This window comes from Pseudomonas sp. OTU750018, from assembly GCF_011636575.1.
In the GTDB taxonomy this organism is placed as follows: Bacteria; Pseudomonadota; Gammaproteobacteria; order Pseudomonadales; family Pseudomonadaceae; genus Aquipseudomonas; species Aquipseudomonas peli.
The window spans coordinates 354,511-378,384 of the sequence record NZ_JAAPAU010000002.1; the positions used below are offsets into that span (position 1 = coordinate 354,511).

The 23,874-nt window shown below is 59.1% G+C and carries 21 protein-coding genes; 16 read left to right on the top strand and 5 right to left on the bottom strand.

What is annotated here, in order from left to right:
• The first annotated feature begins 199 nt into the window (after positions 1-199).
• From HCI85_RS10480 to guaD, 5 genes are all read left to right on the top strand, one after another.
• Positions 200-1,339, top strand: coding sequence for an alkane 1-monooxygenase (locus HCI85_RS10480; RefSeq protein WP_167144662.1), 1,140 nt, complete (start codon positions 200-202; stop codon positions 1,337-1,339).
• A 309-nt stretch (positions 1,340-1,648) separates the two neighbouring features.
• Positions 1,649-3,088, top strand: a complete 1,440-nt coding sequence (gene xdhA, locus HCI85_RS10485; protein ID WP_167144663.1) for a xanthine dehydrogenase small subunit — start codon at positions 1,649-1,651, stop codon at positions 3,086-3,088.
• A complete protein-coding gene (xdhB, locus tag HCI85_RS10490) occupies positions 3,081-5,477 on the top strand; it encodes a xanthine dehydrogenase molybdopterin binding subunit (RefSeq protein WP_167144664.1) in 2,397 nt (798 codons plus the stop codon). The genes xdhA and xdhB overlap by 8 nt, the downstream gene beginning before the upstream one ends.
• Before the next feature lie 184 nt (positions 5,478-5,661).
• On the top strand, positions 5,662-6,498 hold the full coding sequence (xdhC, locus tag HCI85_RS10495) for a xanthine dehydrogenase accessory protein XdhC (RefSeq protein ID WP_167144665.1): 837 nt from the start codon (positions 5,662-5,664) through the stop codon (positions 6,496-6,498).
• Positions 6,499-6,559: 61 nt separating this feature from the next.
• On the top strand, positions 6,560-7,864 hold the full coding sequence (guaD, locus tag HCI85_RS10500; protein WP_167144666.1) for a guanine deaminase: 1,305 nt from the start codon (positions 6,560-6,562) through the stop codon (positions 7,862-7,864).
• Between the two features lie 72 nt (positions 7,865-7,936).
• On the opposite strand, the gene HCI85_RS10505 is transcribed toward guaD, so the two are convergent.
• Positions 7,937-8,695 (bottom strand): GntR family transcriptional regulator, encoded by a 759-nt coding sequence (locus HCI85_RS10505; RefSeq protein ID WP_090253579.1) that lies wholly within the window; start codon positions 8,693-8,695, stop codon positions 7,937-7,939.
• A 629-nt stretch (positions 8,696-9,324) separates the two neighbouring features.
• Here HCI85_RS10505 and HCI85_RS10510 point away from each other — a divergent pair.
• Together HCI85_RS10510 and HCI85_RS10515 are read left to right on the top strand one after the other, a co-directional pair.
• Entirely contained in the window at positions 9,325-10,674 is a 1,350-nt protein-coding gene (locus tag HCI85_RS10510) for an NCS2 family permease (protein ID WP_446730781.1), read from the top strand.
• 67 nt (positions 10,675-10,741) lie between these two features.
• On the top strand, positions 10,742-11,368 hold the full coding sequence (locus tag HCI85_RS10515) for a LysE family translocator (RefSeq protein WP_167144667.1): 627 nt from the start codon (positions 10,742-10,744) through the stop codon (positions 11,366-11,368).
• 153 nt (positions 11,369-11,521) lie between these two features.
• Here the strand turns inward: HCI85_RS10515 and uraH are convergent, their stop codons facing one another.
• Positions 11,522-11,875, bottom strand: a complete 354-nt coding sequence (gene uraH, locus HCI85_RS10520) for a hydroxyisourate hydrolase (RefSeq protein ID WP_090253575.1) — start codon at positions 11,873-11,875, stop codon at positions 11,522-11,524.
• Between the two features lie 412 nt (positions 11,876-12,287).
• On the opposite strand from uraH, the gene puuE reads away from it, so the two are divergent.
• From puuE to HCI85_RS10555, 7 genes are all read left to right on the top strand, one after another.
• The gene (puuE, locus tag HCI85_RS10525) at positions 12,288-13,229 is read left to right on the top strand and encodes an allantoinase PuuE (RefSeq protein WP_167144668.1); all 942 of its coding nucleotides are present in this window, start codon (positions 12,288-12,290) and stop codon (positions 13,227-13,229) included.
• Positions 13,226-13,741, top strand: a complete 516-nt coding sequence (gene uraD, locus HCI85_RS10530; RefSeq protein WP_167144669.1) for a 2-oxo-4-hydroxy-4-carboxy-5-ureidoimidazoline decarboxylase — start codon at positions 13,226-13,228, stop codon at positions 13,739-13,741. Before puuE ends, uraD begins: the two co-directional genes overlap by 4 nt.
• Before the next feature lie 49 nt (positions 13,742-13,790).
• Positions 13,791-14,786 carry an allantoicase gene (alc, locus tag HCI85_RS10535; RefSeq protein ID WP_167144670.1) on the top strand — a complete coding sequence of 332 codons (996 nt, stop codon included), beginning with the start codon at positions 13,791-13,793 and terminating at the stop codon, positions 14,784-14,786.
• 60 nt (positions 14,787-14,846) lie between these two features.
• Positions 14,847-15,350, top strand: a complete 504-nt coding sequence (locus HCI85_RS10540) for an ureidoglycolate lyase (protein WP_108486424.1) — start codon at positions 14,847-14,849, stop codon at positions 15,348-15,350.
• Positions 15,351-15,397: 47 nt separating this feature from the next.
• Positions 15,398-16,705 carry a urate hydroxylase PuuD gene (locus tag HCI85_RS10545; protein WP_167144671.1) on the top strand — a complete coding sequence of 436 codons (1,308 nt, stop codon included), beginning with the start codon at positions 15,398-15,400 and terminating at the stop codon, positions 16,703-16,705.
• Between the two features lie 305 nt (positions 16,706-17,010).
• Positions 17,011-17,232 carry a hypothetical protein gene (locus tag HCI85_RS10550; RefSeq protein WP_167144672.1) on the top strand — a complete coding sequence of 74 codons (222 nt, stop codon included), beginning with the start codon at positions 17,011-17,013 and terminating at the stop codon, positions 17,230-17,232.
• An 82-nt stretch (positions 17,233-17,314) separates the two neighbouring features.
• Positions 17,315-18,187, top strand: a complete 873-nt coding sequence (locus HCI85_RS10555) for an outer membrane protein OmpK (protein ID WP_167144673.1) — start codon at positions 17,315-17,317, stop codon at positions 18,185-18,187.
• A gap of 153 nt (positions 18,188-18,340) precedes the next feature.
• Here HCI85_RS10555 and HCI85_RS10560 read toward each other — a convergent pair whose 3' ends face one another.
• On the bottom strand, positions 18,341-19,162 hold the full coding sequence (locus tag HCI85_RS10560) for a substrate-binding periplasmic protein (protein ID WP_167144674.1): 822 nt from the start codon (positions 19,160-19,162) through the stop codon (positions 18,341-18,343).
• A 70-nt stretch (positions 19,163-19,232) separates the two neighbouring features.
• Positions 19,233-20,225 carry a GTP 3',8-cyclase MoaA gene (gene moaA / locus HCI85_RS10565; protein WP_374725322.1) on the bottom strand — a complete coding sequence of 331 codons (993 nt, stop codon included), beginning with the start codon at positions 20,223-20,225 and terminating at the stop codon, positions 19,233-19,235.
• Between the two features lie 215 nt (positions 20,226-20,440).
• On the opposite strand from moaA, the gene HCI85_RS10570 reads away from it, so the two are divergent.
• Positions 20,441-21,085 (top strand): TetR/AcrR family transcriptional regulator, encoded by a 645-nt coding sequence (locus tag HCI85_RS10570; RefSeq protein ID WP_160087066.1) that lies wholly within the window; start codon positions 20,441-20,443, stop codon positions 21,083-21,085.
• A gap of 208 nt (positions 21,086-21,293) precedes the next feature.
• Here the strand turns inward: HCI85_RS10570 and HCI85_RS10575 are convergent, their stop codons facing one another.
• The gene (locus tag HCI85_RS10575) at positions 21,294-21,734 is read right to left on the bottom strand and encodes a GlcG/HbpS family heme-binding protein (RefSeq protein WP_167144676.1); all 441 of its coding nucleotides are present in this window, start codon (positions 21,732-21,734) and stop codon (positions 21,294-21,296) included.
• Positions 21,735-22,072: 338 nt separating this feature from the next.
• Here HCI85_RS10575 and gcl point away from each other — a divergent pair, with 338 nt between their 5' ends.
• Positions 22,073-23,848: a glyoxylate carboligase gene (gcl, locus tag HCI85_RS10580; RefSeq protein WP_167144677.1), complete on the top strand. Its 1,776-nt coding sequence runs from the start codon at positions 22,073-22,075 to the stop codon at positions 23,846-23,848.
• Positions 23,849-23,874: the final 26 nt, after the last annotated feature.

Consider the following 23,874-nt stretch of genomic DNA (forward strand, 5'->3'; position numbering starts at 1 on the left):
TAAAGCGGCTAAACCCGCGCCAGGCTTGGCCTGAGCGGTCGAGCACCGGCGCGAGTGTAACACAGGGTGTTACCGGGCCAAGGCCACCAGCGCCCTGCTTTCAAACCAAAAGGTGGGCTGCAAGGGGATGGGCAGCAACATGGATTGTCCTACAATCCAACCATCACCCCATTCCAACAATAACAAGTACGGAGCCACCATGTTCGAACGCCTGCCCTCCAACTGGATGCTTGTGATTAAAAGCATCGGCTACTGGTTCTGGTTGATCCCTGTATTGGGCATCCCATTGAGCTATTACTGGTCATTAAACAGCCAATACGCCAACGCCTGGCCCTGGCTGGTGGTGCTGGTGGTGTTCGGCGTTATCCCGCTGCTGGATTTCATCATCGGCCGTGATCCGGCCAACCCCGACGAGGCCGTGCAAGTACCGCAAATGGAGCAGCAAGGTTACTACCGCCTGCTTAGCCTGATCACCGTGCCGGCTTTGCTCGGCATGCTCGGCTGGGCTGGATGGGTATTCGTCAACCATGAGGCCTGGAGCTGGGTTGGCCAACTCGGCTGGGTGCTGTCCGTCGGCACGGTGACTGGCGCCATCGGCATCACCGTGGCCCATGAGTTTATCCATAAGGACCCGCAGCTGGAGCAGAACGCCGGCGGTTTGCTGCTGGCCGCCGTGTGCTACGGCGGCTTCAAGATCGAGCATGTGCGCGGTCACCATGTGCATGTATCGACCCCGGAAGATGCCAGCTCCTCGCGTTACGGCCAGAGCCTGTATGCCTTCCTGCCGCACGCCTATGTGCACAATTTCCTCAATGCCTGGAAGCTTGAAGCAGAGCGGCTGAAACGCAAGAGTCTGCCTGTCCTGCACTGGCGCAATGAGCTGATTGGCTGGTACGCGGTCAGCGCGCTGTTTCTCCTCGGTTTCAGCCTGGCCTTCGGCTGGCTCGGCGCGCTGTTCTTTATCGCGCAGTCGGTGGTCGCCTTCACCTTGCTGGAAATCGTCAACTACGTGGAGCATTACGGTCTGCACCGCCGCAAGCTGGAGAATGGCCGTTATGAGCGCACCAATCCGACGCACTCATGGAACAGCAACTTCCTGCTGACCAACCTGTTTCTCTTCCATCTGCAGCGCCATTCCGACCACCACGCCTATGCCAAACGCCGCTACCAGGTGCTGCGCCATTTCGAGGACAGTCCGCAGCTACCTAACGGCTATGCCGGGATGATTGTCCTGGCGCTGTTTCCGCCGCTGTGGCGCGCGGTGATGGACCCACGGGTACGTGCCTACTACGCCGGCGAAGAGTATCAACTGACTGATTCGCAGCTGACCCATTCCTAAACGCAGTTACCGCAACAAGAAAACGCCAAGGGCACACGCCCTTGGCGTTTTTTATGTCCTGCACTTTTGTTTCTGCAGCGCCTTGCTTGGCATAAAAACGGCTAGCGTTTAGCCGAGCTGCAAGGCTTTTCGTGCTCATAACTGAATCGCATGACAATCACCTGACCAAAGAGTCAAATATTTGTTGACCCTAAAGTCAGAAAACTCTAGATTCGCCTCATGCCAAGCCGTGTGGAAACGCTGCGCCGTTGTGCTCAGTCGTTTCAGCAGAGCCTGATACGAGAACAATAAAGTGCCTGGAGGTCGTCCTTGATCCAGTTTTTACTCAACCGGGAGCTGCGTACTGAGCATGCCCTGGACCCAAACATCACCGTGCTCAACTACCTGCGTGAGCATGTCGGCAAATCCGGAACCAAAGAAGGCTGCGCTTCTGGCGATTGCGGTGCCTGCACCGTGGTAGTCGGTGAGCTGATTGGAGAGCGCGTGCGTTATCGCACCCTCAACTCCTGCCTGACCTTCGTTTCCTCCTTGCACGGCAAACAGCTGATCACGGTTGAAGACCTCAAACACCAAGGCCAACTGCACAGCGTGCAGCAAGCCATGGTCGACTGCCATGGTTCGCAATGTGGCTTCTGCACCCCAGGTTTCGTTATGTCGCTGTTCGCCCTGCAGAAGAACAGCAGCGGCTTCAACAAGGCTGACACCATGGAAGCCCTGGCCGGCAACCTATGCCGTTGCACCGGCTACCGCCCGATTATCGACGCCGCCGAGCAAGCCTGCTGCCAGAAGCTGCCGGACCAGTTCGACACTGCCGAAGCGCAAACCGTCGTGCAACTGAAAGCCATCGCCCCGCAGGACACCGCCGAGCTCAACAGCGGCGACAAACGCTGCCTGCTGCCGCTGACCGTTGCTGACCTGGCCGATATCTACGCTGCCAACCCAGAGGCACGCCTGCTCGCTGGCGGCACCGACCTGGCGCTGGAAGTCACCCAGTTCCACCGCGAACTGCCGGTGATGATCTACGTCGGCCATATCGAAGCGATGAAGCGCGTCGACGTGACCGCCGAGAGCATTGAAATCGGTGCCGCCACCGCGTTGTCCGATTGCTACGCCGCCCTGGCCCAGGATTACCCGGACTTCGGCGAGCTGCTACACCGCTTCGCCTCGCTGCAAATCCGTAACCAAGGCACCCTGGGCGGCAATATCGGCAACGCCTCGCCGATTGGTGACGCCCCGCCGCTGCTGATTGCCCTCGGCGCGCAGATCGTGCTGCGCAAAGGCAACACCAGCCGCACCCTGCCGATCGAAGACTACTTCCTCGACTACAAGGTGACTGCGCGCCAGGAAGCCGAATTTATCGAGAAGATCATCGTGCCGCGCCATCAGCCCAGCCAGGCGTTCCGCGCCTACAAGGTGTCCAAGCGACTGGACGATGACATCTCCGCCGTCTGCGCCGCCTTCAACCTGGTGGTCGAAGATGGCGTGGTGCAAAGCGCGCGTATCGCCTTTGGCGGTATGGCGGCCATCCCGAAACGCGCCGCTGCCTGCGAAGCCGCGTTGCAAGGTTCGGCCTGGTATCCGGGTGTGATCGAACGCGCCTGTGCCGCGCTGGCCGAGGATTTCACTCCGCTCAGCGATTTCCGCGCCAGCAAGGAATACCGCCTGCTCACTGCACAGAATCTACTGCGTAAATTCTTCCTCGAGCTGCAAGCTCCCGAAGTTGAAACCCGGGTGACCGCCTATGTCTAATCATCATGTAATTAAAAGCCAGGCCGAACTGGCCGAACTGTTCCGCGCCGACATCACCACTGGCGTCGGCAAGAGCGTCAAACATGAAAGTGCGGACAAACACGTCTCCGGCGAAGCCATCTACGTCGACGACCGCCTGGAATTCCCCAATCAGCTGCACGTCTATGCCCGCATGAGCGACCGCGCCCATGCGCGCATCGTCAGCATCGACACCGCGCCCTGCTACGCCATTCCTGGCGTGGCGATTGCCATCACCAAGGATGACGTACCGGGCCAGCTGGACATCGGCCCGGTCGTGGCTGGCGATCCGCTGCTGGCGGACGGCAAGGTTGAATACGTTGGTCAGGTGGTATTGGCCGTAGGTGCCGATAGCTTGGAAACCGCACGCAAGGCGGCCATGGCCGCAATCATCGAATACGAAGACCTTGAGCCGGTACTCGATGTCGTCGATGCGCTGCGCAAGAAGCATTTCGTCCTCGACAGCCACCAGCACAAGATCGGCAACTCCGCCGCTGAGCTGGCCAGCGCGCCGCGTCGACTGCAAGGCAGCCTGCATATCGGCGGCCAGGAACACTTCTACCTGGAAACCCAGATTTCCTCGGTGATGCCGAGTGAAGACGGCGGCATGATCGTCTACACCTCGACGCAGAACGCCACCGAAGTGCAGAAACTGGTGGCCGAAGTACTCGGCGTACCGATGCACAAGATCGTTATCGACATGCGCCGCATGGGCGGCGGTTTCGGCGGCAAGGAAACCCAGGCCGCAGGCCCGGCGTGCCTGTGCGCGGTGATCGCGCACCTTACCGGCCGGCCGACCAAGATGCGCCTGCCGCGCGTTGAAGACATGCAGATGACCGGCAAGCGCCATCCGTTCTACGTTGAATATGACGTTGGCTTCGATGACAACGGCCTGCTGCACGGCATCGAGATTGAACTGGCTGGCAACTGCGGCTACTCGCCGGATCTGTCCGGCTCGATCGTCGACCGCGCGATGTTCCACTCCGACAACGCCTACTTCCTCGGCAACGCCACCATCAATGGTCACCGCTGCAAGACCAACACTGCCTCGAACACCGCCTACCGCGGCTTCGGCGGCCCGCAAGGCATGGTCGCCATCGAGGAAATCATGGACGCAGTGGCGCGCAGCCTCGGCAAAGACCCGCTGGAAGTGCGCAAGACCAACTACTACGGCAAGACCGAGCGCAACGTCACCCACTACCACCAGACCGTCGAGCACAACGTTATCCACGAGATGACCGCCGAGCTGGAAGCCAGCAGTGACTACGCCAAGCGCCGCGAAGAAATCCGCGCATTCAACGCCAAGAGCCCCGTGCTGAAGAAAGGCCTGGCGCTGACCCCGGTGAAATTCGGCATCAGCTTTACCGCCACCTTCCTCAACCAGGCCGGCGCGCTGATCCATATCTACACCGACGGTTCGATCCACCTGAACCATGGCGGCACCGAGATGGGCCAGGGTTTGAACACCAAGGTCGCGCAGATCGTCGCCGAAGTGCTGCAGGTGGATATCTCGCGTATCCAGATCACCGCGACTAACACCGACAAGGTGCCAAACACCTCGCCGACTGCTGCATCCAGCGGTGCCGACCTCAACGGCAAAGCCGCACAGAACGCCGCCGAAACCCTCAAGCAGCGTCTGGTTGATTTCCTGGTGCGCGAGTACAAGGTCACCCCGGAAGATGTGGAGTTCCGCAACAGCCAGGTGCGCGTACGCGACCTGTTCCTGAGCTTCGAGGAAGTGATCCAGAAGGCCTACTTTGGCCAGGTATCGCTATCCAGCACCGGCTTCTACCGCACGCCGAAGATTTTCTATGACCGCGACAAGGCTGCCGGCCGTCCTTTCTACTACTTCGCCTACGGCGCAGCCTGTTCGGAAGTGATAGTCGATACCCTGACTGGTGAGTACAAGATGCTGCGCACCGACATCCTGCATGACGTGGGCGCATCGCTGAACCCGGCTATTGATATCGGCCAGGTCGAAGGCGCATTCGTCCAGGGCATGGGCTGGCTGACCATGGAAGAGTTGGTGTGGAACGGCAAGGGCAAGCTGATGACCAATGGTCCGGCCAGCTACAAGATCCCGGCCATCGCCGACATGCCACTGGACCTGCGTGTCAACCTGGTGGAAAACCGCAAGAACCCGGAAGACACCGTGTTCCACTCCAAAGCCGTTGGTGAACCACCCTTCATGCTCGGCATCGCCGTGTGGTGTGCGATCAAGGACGCCGTGGCCAGCCTGGCGGACTACCGCGTACAGCCGCAGATCGACGCGCCGGCCACGCCTGAGCGCGTGCTCTGGGGTGTGGAGCAAATGAAGAAACTGCAGCAGACCGCCAAGTCGACGGCCGCTGCAGAGGTTGAACCGGCGTAATGCCAAACCGCCTGGGTGGTCACCCACCCAGGCACTGCACACACAGGTGTACAACAATGACAAAACACACCGAGCCAAAAAACCAGACACCCCGACCGATACCCGTACCCATACTGGATCCGTCCCCTAGCAACTGGCGCTTGCCGCGCCCTGGACAGACCACGCCTTCCTGGAGGCTGAGCAAATGAGCTGGATCAGCGCCCTCGCCGACCTGCAGCAACGCGGTGAACCCTGCGTGCTGGTGACCATCATCGAAGAACGCGGCTCAACCCCGCGCAATGCAGGCTCGAAAATGGTGGTCACCGCTGACCGCATCTTCGAGACCATCGGTGGTGGTCATCTGGAGTTCAAGGCGATGGAGCTGGCCCGCGAAATGCTCAGCAGCCGCAGCCAGGACACCCGCCTGGAGCGCTTCAGCCTCGGCGCCAGCCTTGGCCAGTGCTGCGGCGGTGCCACTGTGCTGCTGTTCGAGCCCATGGGCCAGCCGCAGGCACAGATCGCAGTGTTCGGTGCCGGCCATGTTGGCCGCGCCCTCGTGCCGCTGCTCGCCAGCCTGCCATGCAAGGTGCGCTGGATCGACTCGCGGGAAAACGAGTTTCCCGAGCAGATCCCCGCAGGCGTGGACAAGGTGGTCAATGAAGAGGTGATCGACGAGATCGAACGCATGCCCGCCGGCAGCTACTTTATCGTCATGACCCACAACCATCAGCTCGACCTAGAGCTGACCGCCGCAATCCTCAAGCGCAACGACTTTGCCTACTACGGCCTGATCGGCTCGCAGACCAAACGCGCCAAATTCGAACACCGCCTGCGTGATCGCGGTTTCGACCCAGGCGTTGTCGCGCGCATGCGTTGCCCCATGGGCATTGCCGAGGTGAAAGGCAAATTACCGGTGGAAATTGCCGTATCCATCGCCGGCGAAGTAATCGCCACCTACAACGCCGCCTTTGGCCAAGAGAGCAAAAAGGGCCAGTCCAGCGTGGCCAAGCTGCTGCCCGCCTCTCGCCGAAGCCAGGCCTGACTATCTGCCCAGGCGCCCGCGTGCCTGAGCGACCAACTCCATAGATTGAGATCAGCGTTACATGACTAGCCCAGTGAAAGCCTACCGCGCCGCCATCCTGCACAGCATTGCCGACCCAGCCGTGGTGGGCGTTGAGCAATCCTATGAGTATTTCGAAGACGGTGTGCTGGTCGTAGAGAACGGTCAGGTGGCCAAAGTCGGCCACGCCGTAGACCTGCTGCCAACGCTCAAGGGCGTTGAAATCACTGAGTATCGTGATGCTCTGATCACCCCCGGTTTTATCGACACCCATATCCACTACCCGCAAACCGGGATGATCGCCTCCTACGGCGAACAGCTGCTGGACTGGCTGAACACCTATACCTTCCCCACCGAGCAGCAGTTTGCCGACAAGGCCCATGCCGCGGACGTGGCCGGTATCTTCCTGAAAGAGCTGCTGCGCAACGGCACCACCACCGCCCTGGTGTTCGGCACGGTGCACAAGCAATCGGTGGACGCCTTCTTCGAAGCCGCCGAAGCGCTGAACCTGCGCATGATCGCCGGCAAGGTGCTGATGGACCGCAACGCCCCGGACTACCTGACCGACACGGCCGAATCCGGCTATGCCGACAGCAAGGAGCTGATCGAGCGCTGGCACGGCAAGGGCCGTCTGCATTACGCAGTCACCCCACGCTTTGCCCCCACCAGCACCCCGGAGCAACTGACCCTGGCCGGCAAGCTGCTGGGCGAATACCCGGACCTGTATATGCACACTCACCTGTCCGAGAATCGCAAGGAAATCGAATGGGTAAAAGCGCTGTTCCCCGAGCGCAAGGGCTATCTGGATGTGTACGACCACTACAAGTTGATCGGCGCCCGCTCGGTATTCGCCCACGGCGTGCACCTGTGCGACGACGAATGCAAACGCCTGGCCGAAACCGGCTCGGCCGTGGCCTTCTGCCCGACCTCCAACCTGTTCCTCGGCAGCGGTTTGTTTGATCTGAACAAGCTGGAAGAGTACGGCGTGCGCGTCGGCCTGGGCACCGACGTGGGCGCTGGCACCAGCTTTAGCCAACTGCAATCGCTGAACGAGGCGTACAAGGTGATGCAACTGCAGGGCAAGAAGCTCGATCCGTTCAAGTCGCTGTACCTGGCCACCCTCGGCGGTGCCAACGCGCTGTACCTGGACGACAAGCTCGGCAACTTCGAAAGCGGCAAAGACGCCGACTTCGTGGTGCTCGACTATAACGCCACGCCGCTGATCAGCTACCGCATGCAACAGGCCAAGACCTTGGACGAGAAGCTGTTCGCCCTGACCATGCTTGGCGACGACCGCGCCGTGAAGGAAACCTTCGCCGCCGGCCAGTCGGTGCATCGCCGCGATTGAGGTAGGCAAAACCCCAACCAACAAAAAGCCCGCTCATTGAGCGGGCTTTTTCGTTTAGGCCGGTTGCCCCTATTAGCGGCTCGCGGCTTTCTTCTTGCTGCCTGGCAGCAGGTGCGAGAACACCGCGTGCAGGTCATCGGAGGCGGTTTCGCCGTCCAGGTTGAGCTTGGCGTCGACGCTGTCCATGTGGCGCATCATCAGGTCCACGGCCACTTCCACATTGCCGGCCTCGATAGCGTCGATCACCTGGTCGTGTTCGGCATCCGAGCAATGCGTGCGGCTGTTGCTTTCGTAGAGGGCGATGATCAGCGAGGTCTGCGAAATCAGGCTACGCAAAAAGCCCAACAAGGTCAGGTTGCCGGCAGCTTCCGCAAGTTTCAGGTGGAACTCACCCGACAGGCGAATGCCCATGCCGCGATCACCACGGGCGAAGCAGTCGCGCTCATCGATCACCATCTGGCGCAGTGCGGCAATCTGTTCCGGCTTGGCGTTCTTGCAGGCCAGTTCGGTAATCGCCCGCTCGATCATGCGGCGTACATAGAAAATCTGCCGCGCTTCTTCCGCACCTGGGCTGGCCACTACCGCGCCACGGTTAGGCCGCAGCAGCACCACACCTTCGTGGGCCAGGCGCGACAAGGCGCGACGGATGATGGTGCGGCTGACGCCGAAGATTTCACCGAGCGCCTCTTCACTGAGCTTGGTGCCAGGAGCCAGACGCTGCTCGAGAATGGCATCGAAGATATGGGCGTAAACGACATCGTCCTGAGTCCCGCTGCGAGTGCTTTTGCCTTCGCGCGTCTGCTTCTTAAGGGGCTGCAATTGTTCGTTCATTGTGGCTCGCGTGATCAAGGTTCGGCGGTTGCTGATGCAACTCTACTGTGTGCTACCTACCCTCTGGCAAGCGGCAAATCAGTGAAAAGTCACAAATAAAAAGCCTTTGCATTGTACACAATGTAACCAGCACGTACACCGCTACCAAGGCATAACCCTTGTGCAAAGGTGCATTTGCACACGCTTTCTGTTCGCACCTCTCTGCCGAAGAACGCGCAGTCGGCAGATTCATTTCTTATATCCAGCATTTTTCTTGTTCGCGAATCTGCTTAGCAACTGCCCTGGTGAGTTACGGCGGCAACACCGCGATGCCCACGATTATTGCCGAAGCCCCACTGATCATGAGGGGTGTAAACGCCTCGTCAGATCAGCGAAACAAATGCTGCGGAACACATCAGTAACAGGACAGGTACTGCATAGGTAAAAAAGCCGAGTACATAGCAGCTTTTAACCAGAAACATTATTTGCTTTTTTTGTATACAACATCATAATCGGCCCCAGCGTTATTTCTTGACCGAAAGGTCAGCTAAGCACGCCAGCAAGGCAAAAAAACACCACCTACCTCAAGAGTCGAGCAGTGCGCAGCACAGGCTCTGGGTGGCACACAACAAGAGATGAGGAGTACCCCTGTGGAAAGCGCTAAACAAGAACAACAGGCGACGCAGATGCAAGACCTGATCAAACCCGGTCTGCTTGACCGCTTCTTCAAACTGACCGAACACCGCACCACAATCAAAACCGAACTGCTGGCGGGCCTGACGACTTTCGTCACCATGGCTTACATCATTTTCGTTAACCCCAACATCATGGCCACGGCTGGCGTCGATCATGGCGCGGCGTTTGTTGCCACCTGCATCGGTGCGGCCATCGGTTGTTTCCTGATGGGTCTGTACGCCAACTGGCCAGTCGGCCTGGCACCAGGCATGGGTCTGAATGCCTTCTTCACCTACACCGTTGTCGGTGAAATGGGCTATAGCTGGCAGATTGCGTTGGGCGCGGTGTTTATCTCCGGCGTGCTATTCATGATCATGAGTCTGTCAAAGATCCGCGAATGGCTGCTTAACAGCATCCCCATGAGCCTGCGCTTTGCCATGGGTGCGGGAGTCGGCTTGTTCCTCGGGCTGATCGGTCTGAAGACTGCAGGCATCGTCGTCGACAGCCCAGCCACGCTGCTGACCATGGGCTCGTTCGGTGAACCGAGTGCAATCCTGGCGGCCGTGTGCTTCCTGCTGATTGCCGTGCTCAGCCATCGCAACGTGTTCGGCGCCATCCTGTTCAGCATGCTCGGCGTGACTGCCATCGGCTGGGCTGTGGGCCTGGTTGAATACAACGGCCTAGTTTCCATGCCGCCAAGCCTGGCGCCGACCTTTATGGCGATGGACATCGCCGGGGCCTTCAACATTGCCATGGTCAGCGTGATTCTGGCCTTCCTCTTCGTGAACATGTTCGACACCGCTGGCACCCTGATGGGCGTTGCCCATCGCGCTAACCTGGTGGATGAAGACGGCAAGATCCAGAACCTTTCCAAAGCCCTCAAGGCGGACAGTACCTCCAGCGTGGTTGGTGCCATGGTCGGTTGCCCGCCGGTAACCAGCTATGTGGAGAGTGCTGCTGGCGTTGCTGCCGGTGGCCGTACCGGTCTGACCGCTGTCGCTGTGGGCGTGCTGTTTCTCTGCGCGATGTTCTTTGCCCCACTGGCCGGCATGATCCCTGCCTACGCTACCGCTGGCGCACTGATTTATGTAGCAATGCTGATGATGAGCGGCATGGCGCATATCGACTGGAAAGATCATACCGACACCATCCCGGCGATCGTTACCGTGGTCATGATGCCGCTGACTTTCTCTATCGCCAACGGTATTGCCCTGGGCTTCCTGACCTACGCGACACTGAAACTGCTGACCGGTCAGCGCGACAAGGTATCGGTAAGCTTGTACGTTCTGTGCATCATCTTTATCGCCAAGTTCGCCTTCCTGTAAGGTTGGCCGGCTGGTAACCAAGCCCCGGCGCACGCGTCGGGGCTTTTGCGCATCTGGAGAATCGCTAATGAGCCTGGAAACCTGGCTGTTGTTCGCAAGTGCTGCACTGGTGGTGATTCTGATCCCTGGGCCGCTGTCACTGTTGATGGTCAGCAACAGCCTGAACTACGGCCTGCGCCGCTCGGCGCCGGCCTTTATTGGCGGGGTGTCCGCCTCGATCTGCCTGTTGAGCGCCTCGGCCCTCGGCCTTGGCGCGCTGCTGCTGGCCTCGGAGCAGCTGTTCAGCTTGCTGAAGATTGTCGGCGCGCTGTACCTGTTTTACCTCGCCTGGCAAAGCTGGCAGGAATCGCGCAAAGCCGCCAAGCCTATGACGGCCGAAGAGCAGCCGGTCAATCCGAGCTTTCGCGCCATGTTCTGGAAGGCCTTCGGCCTGGGCGCCAGTAACCCCAAGGACATTCTGTTCTTTGCCGCCTTTCTGCCGCAGTTCATCAGCGCCGAGCGTCCCATGCTTGGCCAGCTGCTGGTGATGATCGCCACGTGGGCGGTGCTGGACTTGGCCTGCAAGCTGTTCTACGGCCTCAGTGCCCAGGGCGCGGCGCGTTATCTGCGCTCGGGCAAGGGCCAGGTGTGGTTCAACCGCATCAGCGCGGCCTTGTTTGGCGGGGCTGGCGCGGCCTCGCTGCTTAGCCGCTAGGTTATTGCTGAGCGCGCGAAGCTCACTGTTTGGGTTTCGTGCAGCCCAAACACCCGGCCCCGATCAGCACCTCAAATCGCAGGCAAAAAAAAGCCCGCAGTGTGTACGGGCTAGGGACTCTTAAATTGAGTCAGAGGGTGACAAGTATTCGGTTCAGCTACCGCGGTAGGTGGAGTAGCTGTAAGGGGAAATCAGCAGCGGCACGTGGTAATGCTCCTGCCCGGCATCAATACCGAAGCGCAGCACCACAACATCGAGAAAGGCCTGTTCAGGCAATTTGACGCCGCGCGCGCGGTAGTAATCGCCAGCATGGAAATGCAGCTGGTAAACCCCACTGCGGTAATCGTCACCTTGCAGCACCGGCGCATCACAGCGCCCGTCGTGGTTGGTGACAACGCTATTGAGCAGCTCCATCTGAGCCCCTTCAACGCGATACAACTCAATCTTCAGTTCGCTGCCTGGGCAACCATGGGCGGCATCCAGTACGTGTGTGGTCAATCGTCCCATCGCTTATGGGCACCTGCGCAGATAAGCCTACGTAGACGCCGCACCTCCTCTACTTTTATTGAATTCGGCAGATTTATCAGGCTAAGCAGCCTCGACTGAGCTGAAGCATAGCATGCTGAAATTCAAAAATAAGACACTTTTATAAAAAACTGTACACAATAAATCGATCATTACGCCTGCTCAGCGCACCGTAAACGGGCAGTAAATCGGCCATAAGTGCTTGCGAGCACTGCTTTTGCACAGCAACAGCTGACGCACTGGACAGAATCAGCATTAAGGCAAAATTTCGCAAAATAAGTGAATTTTAGATTTACAAGATGCAAAGCACTTTGTATACAATTAACCCATCACGGTCGTGCAACGCATTCATGCCTGCCAATGACCGCCACAAACAGCAAGAAGGAAGACTGCAGTGAGCGCTGACTACCCACGCGACCTGATCGGTTACGCCAACAACCCGCCCCATCCGCACTGGCCCAATGATGCGCGCATCGCCCTGTCGTTTGTTCTTAATTACGAGGAAGGCGGCGAGCGCAACATCCTGCACGGCGACAAGGAATCCGAGGCATTTCTCTCCGAGATGGTTTCCGCGCAGCCGCTGCAAGGCCAGCGCAACCTGTGCATGGAATCGCTCTACGAGTATGGCAGCCGTGCCGGCGTCTGGCGTTTGCTGAACCTGTTCCAGAAACACAACATCCCGCTGACCATCTTTGCCGTGGCCATGGCCGCGCAGCGTCATCCAGATGCGATCAAGGCGATGGTCGCCGCAGGCCACGAGATCTGCAGCCACGGTTACCGCTGGATCGACTACCAGAACATGAGCGAAGCCGAAGAGCGCGAGCATATGCTCGAAGCCATCCGCATCCTGACTGAACTGACCGGCGAACGCCCGGTGGGCTGGTACACCGGCCGCCTCGGCCCGAACACTCGCCGCCTGGTACGTGAAGAAGGTGGCTTTCTGTATGACAGCGACACCTACGACGACGACCTGCCCTACTGGGACCCGGCCAGCACCGTAGCCAAACCGCACCTGGTGATCCCTTACACGCTGGACACCAACGACATGCGCTTCACTCAGGTGCAGGGCTTCAACAAGGGCGATGACTTCTTCGAATACCTGAAAGACGCTTTTGATGTGCTTTACGCCGAAGGCGTGGCCGGCGCGCCGAAGATGCTTTCGATCGGCATGCATTGCCGCCTGCTCGGCCGTCCGGCGCGTCTGGCATCACTCGCGCGCTTCCTTGAATACGTGCAGAGCCACGAAAAAGTCTGGTGCGCCCGCCGCGTCGACATCGCCCAACACTGGCACGCGACCCATCCGCTGCAAGAGCCATCCAAGGAGAGCTCGAAATGAGCCGTTTTCAAACCCTGACCCCGTCCCGTTTGAGCCGCGAAGACTTCGTAAAAGTCTTCGCCGATATCTACGAACACTCGCCCTGGGTCGCCGAGAAAGCTTTTGACCTGGGCCAGGATGACAGCATCAACGAAATCAACGGCCTGCATCAGCGCATGGCCGACCTGTTGCTCAGTGCCAGCCATGCTGCACAGCTGGCGCTGATCAATGCTCACCCGGATCTGGCCGGCAAGGCAGCCGTTAGTGGTGAGTTAACCGCCTCTTCGACGTCGGAGCAGGCCGGTGCGGGCATTCATGAATGCACCGCAGAAGAGTTCGCCCGCTTTACCGAACTGAACGATGCCTACAAAGCCAAGTTCGGCTTCCCCTTCATCATGGCGGTGAAAGGCAGCAATCGGCACCAGATTCTGGCGGCCTTCGAGGAGCGGATTCATAACTCCCCGGAGCAGGAATTCGCCTGCGCCCTGGCCGAGATCAACAAGATCGCGCTGTTCCGCTTGCAGCAGCTGTAGGCCGCAAGCCCTCCGCCCTCCCCAACGCCATCACTAAGGCAGACATTTCATGAAAGCTTACGCCGTACCCTTTGAGAAATACGTCAACCTCGCCGACGCACGCCTGGGCACCAAGGCCATCTCGGTCACCGACGACTGGTTCGCCGACGTTAACCGTCTGTTCCAGCCGACCCCGGCCGTATGGAAGGAGGGCGTGTTCGATGACAACGGCAAGTGGATGGATGGCTGGGAATCGCGCCGCAAGCGCTTCGAAGGTTATGACAGCGCGGTAATCCGCCTGGGCGTACCGGGCTCGATCAAGGGTGTGGACATCGACACCAGCTTCTTCACCGGTAACTTCCCGCCGTCGGCATCCCTGGAAGGCTGCTTTGTCGCTGAAGGTGACCCAACCGACGCCACCCAGTGGACCGAAGTGCTGGGCGCAGTCGAACTGCAAGGCAACAGCCACCACTATCACGAAATCAATAACGCCCAGGCCTTCACCCACCTGCGCTTCAACATCTACCCAGACGGCGGCGTCGCCCGTCTGCGCGTCTACGGCGTGCCGTTCCGTGACTGGAGCAATGTCGGCGACAACGAGCAGATTGACCTGGCAGCCGCACTGAATGGCGGTCGCGCCCTGGCCTGCTCGGACGAACACTTCGGCCGCATGAGCAACATCCTCAACCCAGGCCGTGGCATCAACATGGGCGATGGTTGGGAAACTGCACGTCGCCGTACCCCAGGTAACGACTGGGTGATTGTCGCCCTCGGCCATCCGGGCGAGATCGAACGCATCGTCGTCGACACCCTGCACTTCAAAGGCAACTACCCGGACAGCTGCTCGATCCAGGCGGCCTTCGTCAAAGGCGGCACCGACAGCCAGATCGAAACCCAGAGCCTGTTCTGGCGCGAGCTGCTGCCAAGCCAGAAACTGCAGATGCACGCCGAGCATGAGTTCAGCGAGCAGATCAAAGCGCTGGGCCCGATCACCCACGTACGGGTGAACGTGTTCCCGGACGGTGGTATCAGCCGCCTGCGCCTGTTCGGCAAAGTCGCCAAGTAAGCCAATAAAACCCCTCTCCCATTGGGAGAGGGGCATAAACGAACGAACAAGAAGACCAACATGCGCACATTGATCATTGAGCCGCTGAGCAAAGAAGCCTTCGCCCCCTTTGGTGACGTTATCGAAACCGAGGGCAGCGAGTACTTCATGATCAACAATGGCTCCACTCGCCGCTATCACAAACTGGCCACGGTCGAGACCGCACAGCCAGAGGATAAGGCGATCATCAGCATTTTCAGTGCCGAGGCCCTGGATATGCCGCTGACCATTCGCATGCTGGAGCGTCATCCGCAGGGCAGTCAGGCGTTTATTCCGCTGCTCGGCAACCCCTTTCTGATCGTGGTCGCGCCACTTGGCGATGCACCTGAATCAGAGTTGGTCCGCGCTTTCCGCAGCAACGGCAGGCAGGGCATTAATTACCATCGCGGCGTTTGGCACCACCCGGTGCTGACGATCGAAAAGCGGGATGACTTCCTGGTGGTTGATCGCAGTGGTTCTGGCAACAACTGCGATGAGCATTTCTTTACCGACGACGAGCAACTGCTCCTCGCCCCCCACCAATAAGAGAAGCCCAGCATCGGCGTGCCGGCACTGGGAAAGAGGTACTGATTGTGGAAGCGCATTTGACTGAGTGGCTGAACCTGGGTATCCGCTGGATCCATATGATCACCGGCATCGCCTGGATCGGCGCATCCTTCTATTTCGTCTGGCTGGAAAATAACCTCAACCGCAGTAACCCTCGCGAAGGCCTGTCTGGTGACCTGTGGGCGATTCACGGTGGCGGTATCTACCACCTGGAAAAATACAAACTGGCTCCGCCGAAAATGCCGGAGAACCTGCATTGGTTCAAATGGGAGGCCTATTTCACCTGGCTGTCGGGCGTAGCCCTGATGCTGGTGGTCTATTACCTCAACCCGAGCCTGTACCTGCTCAAGCCGGGCGTTGATCTGGCCCCGGAAATGGCCATTGCCATCGGCTTCGGTTCGATGGTGGCGGGCTATGTGGCGTATCACTTCCTCTGCGATTCGCCGCTGGGCAAACGCCCGGCCCTGCTTGGCGCCGTGCTGTTCGTGCTGATCATCGCTGCCGCCTATGGCTTCAGCCAGATCTTCAGCGGCCGCGCTGCCTATATCCATGTCGGCGCGATCATCGGCACCATCATGGTCGGTAACGTGTTCTTCACCATCATGCCGGCCCAGCGCGCGCTGGTTAAGGCCATCGAAGACAACACCACGCCGGACCCGACTCTGCCGGCCAAAGGTCTGCTGCGTTCGCGCCACAACAACTACTTCACCCTGCCGGTGCTGTTCATCATGATCAGCAACCACTTCCCGAGCACCTACGGCAGCCAATACAACTGGCTGATTCTGGCGGGTATCGCGATGCTGGCGGTACTGGTGCGCCACTACTTCAACACTCGCCATGACAGCAGCAAGTACATCTGGACCCTGCCTGCCGCCGCACTGGGCATGATCTGCCTGGCGTTCGTCACGGGGCCGAGTATGAAAGCCGCCAACACCGAAGCGCCTAAAGCAACCGCTATTACCTACGCAAAAATTCCGGCCACTGCTGTAAGCGGTAATCCGGATGTAACCAAGGCAGCTGAACCCGCCAGCACACCCGCTGAGCCAGCAGCCACCACACCTGTTGTAGCAGCTGTCGAGTTTGCCAAGGTCAGCAGCGTGATTCAGGAACGCTGCAGCGTCTGTCATTCGGCCACGCCGAGCAGCCCAATGTTCAGCGCGCCACCGGCCGGCTTCATGCTCGACACCCCTGAGCAGATCAAAGCGCAAGCCGCAAAGATTCATGCGCAAAGCGTGGCCTCACAGATCATGCCGCTGGGCAACATCACCCAGATGACCCAGGAAGAGCGCGACTTGATCGGCTCATGGATCGACCAGGGCGCACAGCTCAACTGATCCACCCGCATGCCGCACCCGCTCAGGGTGCGGCATTTGTCTTTCGGCCAACAGCCGCACGCCCCTCCCCGCGCCAATACGCCCTGCCACACGCCCTACGCACGTTTTGCCGTGACGTTCAGCAATCTGACTGGCGGTGCATTTTTTGTGCACAATATTTAAATAAATTGTTTTTAACGATGTAAACAAATTGCTATAGTCAATCAACCTGACTACGCGGACAACTTTATGTCGCATTCAGGACAGAGGCCCGTGAAGCCTCATGTAAGCCCATGACCATATAAGAACAACTGGCAGGCTCAGACATGACAACCCCTCACACTCCACGCACCCCAGCTCCGTCTGAGGTCAGCCACAAGCGGATGACCCCATTGGTAATTCGCGCACGGATACGGCTCAGCGCTATCCCCCTGGCCGCAATCAAACTGATCCCGAAAGCCACGCTGCCAAAGCCAACCCAGGCCGATCTGCCCAATTCGCTATACGCCGCCCTGCATGAGTTCAACACGCCCCAGCGGCCCAGTTGAGACGTCACACTATTTGCCTGTTCGACCCTGCGGTTCGCCACGGGGCTGAGAAACCCTGTAAGTCCACAATAAGGAAAACGTGATGAAACTGAAGCACCTGCCCCATTGCATCGCTCTCTCAGCCGGTCTGTTTACCGGCCAGCACGCCTTCGCCGAGGGTGCCTTCCTCTGGCAAGACACCAGCCTCTCCTACCTCTATGGCAGCAACTTCCAGCGACTGAACAACAACGGTGAAGAACAGCGCTCGCAGACCACCTTCACCCTGGAAAACGCCAGTGGCTGGACCTGGGGCGATACCTTCTTCTTCCTCGACTACATCGACGCCGACAACAAGCAGGCCCGTGGCAGCAACTTCGGCAACCTGGATGTCGATGAGAAGAGCAGCTTCTATTACATGGAATTCTCGCCACGCGTCAGCCTCAGCTGGCTGACTGGCCAGGACCTGTCCGCAGGCCCGCTGAAGGATGTATACGCAGCCTTTACCTATGAAAAAGGCAACGGCGGCCCTGGCACCGAGAATTACCTGTACGGCATCGGCACTGCCTGGAACGCTCCAGGCTTCGCCTACCTGAACGCCAACCTGTATGCGGTGAAGGTCAACAACCACATCTTCTTCGATCATGACTTCAAGGCATCGGACAAGGGCAACGGCCACACCTACCAGCTGACCGTGAACGGCGCTTATCCGTTTGCCATTGGCGAACAGGACTTTGTGGTCGACGGCTACATCGACTGGCGCGCGCCATCCAAGGATGCCGGCACCCAGACATCAGTCGGCTCCTCAATCCAGATCAAATGGGATGCGGGCAAGGCGCTGTTCGGTGAAGGTCGCAAACTGTATGTCGGCACAGAACTGAACATGTGGCACAACAAGTACGGCATCAAGCCAATCGACGGTTCCACCGATGGCTTCGATCAGACCGCAGTACAAGCGCTGGTGAAGTACCACTTCTAAGCCCATATGCTTGATGTGGGTTGCCGGGTAGGCGGCAACCCTCAACAAAAAGGGGATGGCAACGATGCCATCCCCTTTTTTATTGCGCCTATTCCCTCTTGTTACGCGCAGAAAAAACCGCTCACTTGGAGCGGCTTTTGTTAGCTCAGCGCATTACTGCGATTGCGCGTCCTTGAGCTTTTTGCGCTCGATAAAATCCAGCTTCCACTGCTCCAGGCCGATGCGGTCAGCCTCCAGATTAGCCTCGACCTTGTACTTACTTTTCAGCGCGACAATTGCAGGCTGCTGCTCGCTCAAGAATCGGTCAAAACGCTGCATAAACGTCGCATGCTTGAGCGTGGACAGCTTGAAGCTGCCACGGCTGTGCGGCAACTGCGCATCGAATATCAGCGCGCCCGGACGCGCGCGGATGTTGTCCAGATAATGGGTGGCCACCACCACGTTGAAATAGGCGCCATCGGTGTCCTTCTTCAGCGCCTGGCGAATCATCTGGCGTAGATCATCGCTGTAAGTCAGCTCAATCTGCCCGGCATCGATACGTTCCTGATAGCCCCGTGGCGTCCAGCCGTTGACCATGGCCAGGCGCTTGATCTGCTCGATGAGCTGGCCATGACGCTGCGGCGCCACCAGCACACCATCGACATACTCGACCACGCCCTGGCTGTAGCTCAGGGCCTTGCCGGCCTTCTGCTCCTGCGCCCAGGTTTCGCTGTCAGGGTATTTGAAATCCACCTGGCCGCTTAGCAGCGCGGGCAACAGCTGCTCAACAGGCAGCACCTTGTAACTCAGCTCCACTCCGCTGGTCTGCGCGAACAGCTCGAACAGCTCACGGGCAAAGCCCTGGTACTGGCCTTGCGCATCGATGCTGTAGTGCGGCGCAAAGGCCAGCTTCTCTACACCGATCACATAGCTTTCAGCGCTGACCGCGCTGGAACAGACAACGGCGAACAAACTGCAGACGTGCGAGGGCTTCACAGCAAACCTCCTGTTTAATCGTGGTGTTGAAATAAAGGGAACCGCCAAGGCGGTGGCAAGCAGTTCGGCGCTAGCCGCCGGTCATGCTCATAAAGCGAATAACCTGCACCTGGGCATCGGTCTCGAAGTGGTGACGTTCGGGTTTCAGTTGCAAGGCTTGCATCAAGGCTTCACTCAGGCGCTGGCTGTCGCCGGGGTGGGCACGCATAAGGCCTTTCAGATCCAGGGCATTTTCATGACCCAGACAGAGCACCAACTTGCCCTCGGCGGTGACCCGCACGCGGTTGCAGTCGCCGCAGAAGTTGTGGCTGTGCGGTGAGATAAAACCAACCTGGGTGTCGCTGCCGACCACCTGCCAGTAGCGCGACGGCCCGCCGGTCAGCTTGCTGCTACGCACCAGGGCATAACGCTGCTCGATGCGCTCACGCACCTCATCGCTGGAGCAGAAGGTCTGCTCGCGCTGATGGCTGGAAATACTGCCCAGCGGCATTTCTTCGATAAAGCTGATGTCCAGGCCCCGCGCCATGGCGAACTCGACCAGGTCGAGCACTTCGTCATCGTTGCGGCCTTTCTGCACCACGGCATTGAGTTTGATCTTGCGAAAACCCGCCGCGCGCGCCACCTCGATGCCGTCCAGCACCTGATCGAGCTTGTCACGCCGAGTAAAGGCAGCAAAACGCTCGCGCTGCAACGAATCCAGGCTGACGTTCAGGCGCTTGACCCCGGCTGCGTGTAACTGCGGCGCCAGGTCAGCCAGCTGTGAGCCATTGGTGGTGATGGCCAGGTCTTCCAGCTCGGCACGCTGGCCCAGGCGGGTCAGCAGGCTGATTAGGTTCTTGCGTACCAGCGGCTCGCCACCGGTAATGCGGATACGCTTGACCCCGAGGCCGATAAAAGCGTCCGCCACTGCATAGAGCTCTTCGAGGGTGAGGATCTGCTCGCGCGGGGCGAACACCATGTCCTCACTCATGCAATAGGTGCAGCGGAAATCACAGCGATCGGTGACCGATAACCGTAGATAGGTGATGCGCCGACCGAAGGGGTCAACCAATTGATTGTTCACTACGTGTCTCCTGGAGCTCAACGAGCCGAGACTTTTTGTTATGAATGCATGCAGCGAGATAAAAACAGAAATATTAAATTTTGTATACAACAACCTGACCTGCAGGTCAGATAGCCCGCCGAAGCCCAGGCCACAAGCCTTGAGCGCCGCTCAAAGCCGGTGCTACCATCCCGGCGCTGCCCAGCGACGGGCGTTCGACAGAAGCAAAGAGGCTTATGACCAGTATTCGCGAGCGTAACAGAGAGCTGATTTTACGCGCAGCCAGTGAGGAGTTCGCCGACAAAGGCTTTGCTGCCAGCAAAACCAGCGATATCGCCGCCAAGGCCGGGGTGCCCAAGCCCAACGTCTACTACTACTTCAAGTCGAAAGAAAACCTCTACCGCGAAGTGCTGGAAAGCATCATCGAACCGCTGCTGGAAGCCTCTTCGCCGTTCAATCAGCCAGGCAAACCGGCCGACGTACTGCGCGCTTATATCCGCTCGAAAATCCGTATCTCCCGCGAACTGCCGTTTGCCTCCAAGGTATTCGCCAGCGAAATCATGCACGGCGCGCCGCATCTGTCCGCCGACCAGACCGCGCAACTGAATGCCCAGGCCAAGCACAATATTTCCTGCATCCAGGGCTGGATCGACCAGGGCCTGATGGCCAAGGTTGACCCGCACCACCTGCTGTTCAGCATCTGGGCCGCAACTCAGACCTACGCTGACTTCGACTGGCAGATTTCCACCGTCACCGGCAAAGCCAGCCTGGATGAGGCCGACTACGAAGCCGCCGCGCAAACCATCATCCGCCTGGTGATCAAGGGCTGCGAAATCGACGAAACCCAGCCCAGCCCCTCCGAGCAGGTCACCAACGCCTAAGCCCGGTTATCCGCCCTGCCCTTGGCTTAAGGCAGCCATAAATAAAAACGGTGAATGCCGCAAAGCATCCACCGTTTTTTTATTGCCTGAAACCATTGTGGGAGGCGCTTTATTGGCGAGCTGTTAATCGCATCAGTCGCGGCTACGACTGCATGGACGGCGAAGCAGGACGCCAGAGCCGAAAGCCGCTCCCACAAACCGCGCACTATCAGGCGGCGATACCCGCATCCGGCTTCAGCCCGACCGATACCACTGCGCTCACGGCGCATTGCTCATCGATATCCGACGTATCACCGGTGATGCCCACTGCGCCAATTACCTCGCCACGCTCATCACGAATCAGCACACCACCCGGTGCCGGCACCAGCTGACCGTCTGCCAGGTTGTTAACCGCGCCGATAAACGCTGGGCGCTGCTGCGCGTCGGCGGCGATTAGGCGCGAGCCCTTGCCCAGTGCCAACGCGCCCCAGGCCTTGCCGATGGCAATTTGCGGGCGTAGCAGGCTGGCGCCGTCTTCGCGCTGCAGGCTGATCAGATGCCCGCCGGCATCCAACACGGCAACAGTCAGCGGCGCGGCGGAAATTTCCCGGCCGACCGCCAGGGCGCGGTTACTGATGGTGGTGGCGATTTGCAGATTCAACGTACTCATGTTGGGTCTTCCTCGATGCTGATAAATCCTACGAAACACCCGGCGCCGCGCTGCCTGCAGGGCGGCTGACAGCGGCCGGGCAATCCAAAGCTCAACACCACTATCCCACTAGAAACAAAAAACTCAATAGACGCATACAATTCAAACAGTACTTGTATACATTTATCCGGGCTATTTTCCGCAGCAGATCAAGCACCCCAGCTAAAACGGTTGTTTTAAAAGATTTTTTACCAGACAGCGCCTCGACAATAAAACGTGTTGACCGGAAGGTCAGGCCATGAATAGAATCCAAGCCAGCTGTTTTGTATACAATCTGATAACAAACGAGGCACAAGACAATGGCCAAAATGAGAGCAATCGAGGCCGCCGTACTGGTGATGCGCCGCGAAGGCGTTGACACTGCGTTCGGCATCCCCGGCGCCGCCATCAACCCCCTGTACGCTGCACTGAAGAAAGTTGGCGGTATCGACCACGTCCTGGCTCGCCACGTCGAAGGTGCCTCGCACATGGCTGAGGGTTACACCCGCACCAATGCCGGCAATATCGGTGTGTGCATCGGCACTTCCGGCCCTGCAGGCACTGACATGGTCACCGGGCTGTACTCGGCATCGGCCGACTCCATTCCAATTCTGTGCATCACCGGTCAAGCACCGCGTGCCCGCATGCACAAGGAAGACTTCCAGGCCGTCGACATCACCAGCATCGTCAAACCGGTGACCAAGTGGGCGACTACCGTGATGGAGCCAGGCCAAGTGCCGCGCGCCTTCCAGAAAGCCTTCTATGAAATGCGCAGCGGTCGTCCTGGCCCGGTGCTGATCGACCTGCCGTTCGACGTGCAGATGGCCGAGATTGAATTCGACATCGACGCCTACGAGCCGCTGCCACTGGCCAAACCGGCGACCAACCGCGTGCAGGCAGAAAAAGCCATCGCCATGCTCAACGACGCCGAGCGTCCGTTGCTCGTTGCCGGTGGCGGTATCTTCAATGCCGACGCCGCCGACAAACTGGTGGAGTTCGCCGAACTGACCGGCGTGCCGGTTGTACCGACCCTGATGGGCTGGGGCGTGATCCCGGATGACCACAAGCTGATGGTCGGCATGGTCGGTCTGCAGACTTCACACCGTTACGGCAACGCCACCCTGCTGGCTTCCGACCTGGTGTTCGGTATCGGTAACCGCTGGGCCAACCGCCACACCGGTTCGGTTGATGTCTACACCGAAGGCCGCAAATTCATCCACGTCGACATCGAACCGACGCAGATTGGCCGTGTATTCAACCCGGACCTGGGCATCGTTTCCGATGCGGGTTCGGCGCTGGACGCTTTCCTGGAAGTGGCTCGCGAGTGGAAAGCCGCTGGCAAGCTGAAAGATCGCAGCGCCTGGCTGGACAGCTGCCGCGAGCGTAAGCGCACCCTGCAGCGCAAGACCCACTTCGACAACGTGCCGGCCAAGCCGCAGCGCGTGTACGAAGAGATGAACGAAGCGTTCGGCAAGGACACCTGCTACGTCACCACCATCGGTCTGTCGCAGATCGCCGGCGCGCAGTTCCTCCACGTCTACAAGCCGCGTCACTGGATCAACTGTGGTCAGGCCGGCCCGCTGGGCTGGACTATTCCGGCAGCCCTGGGTGTGGTCAAGGCCGACCCGACCCGCAAGGTCGTGGCGCTGTCTGGCGACTACGACTTCCAGTTCATGATCGAGGAACTGGCGGTGGGCGCGCAGTTCAACCTGCCGTACATCCACGTGCTGGTGAACAACTCCTACCTGGGTCTGATCCGTCAGGCGCAGCGCGGCTTTGAGATCGACTACTGCGTACAGCTGGCGTTCGAGAACATCAACGCGCCGGAAATCAACGGTTACGGCGTTGACCACGTTGCCGTGGTTGAAGGCCTGGGCTGTAAGGCAATCCGCGTGTTCGACCCGAACGAGCTGCAGAACGCCTTCGCCGAAGCCAAGCGCCTGATGGCTGAGCACCGCGTACCGGTGGTGGTGGAAATTATCCTGGAGCGTGTCACCAACATCTCCATGGGTACCGAAATCAACGCCGTCAACGAGTTCGAAGAACTGGCCGAGCGCGGCGTCGACGCCCCGACCGCCATCTCGCTGCTCGACTAAATCGCCTTTGAACCAGCAGCCCGGAT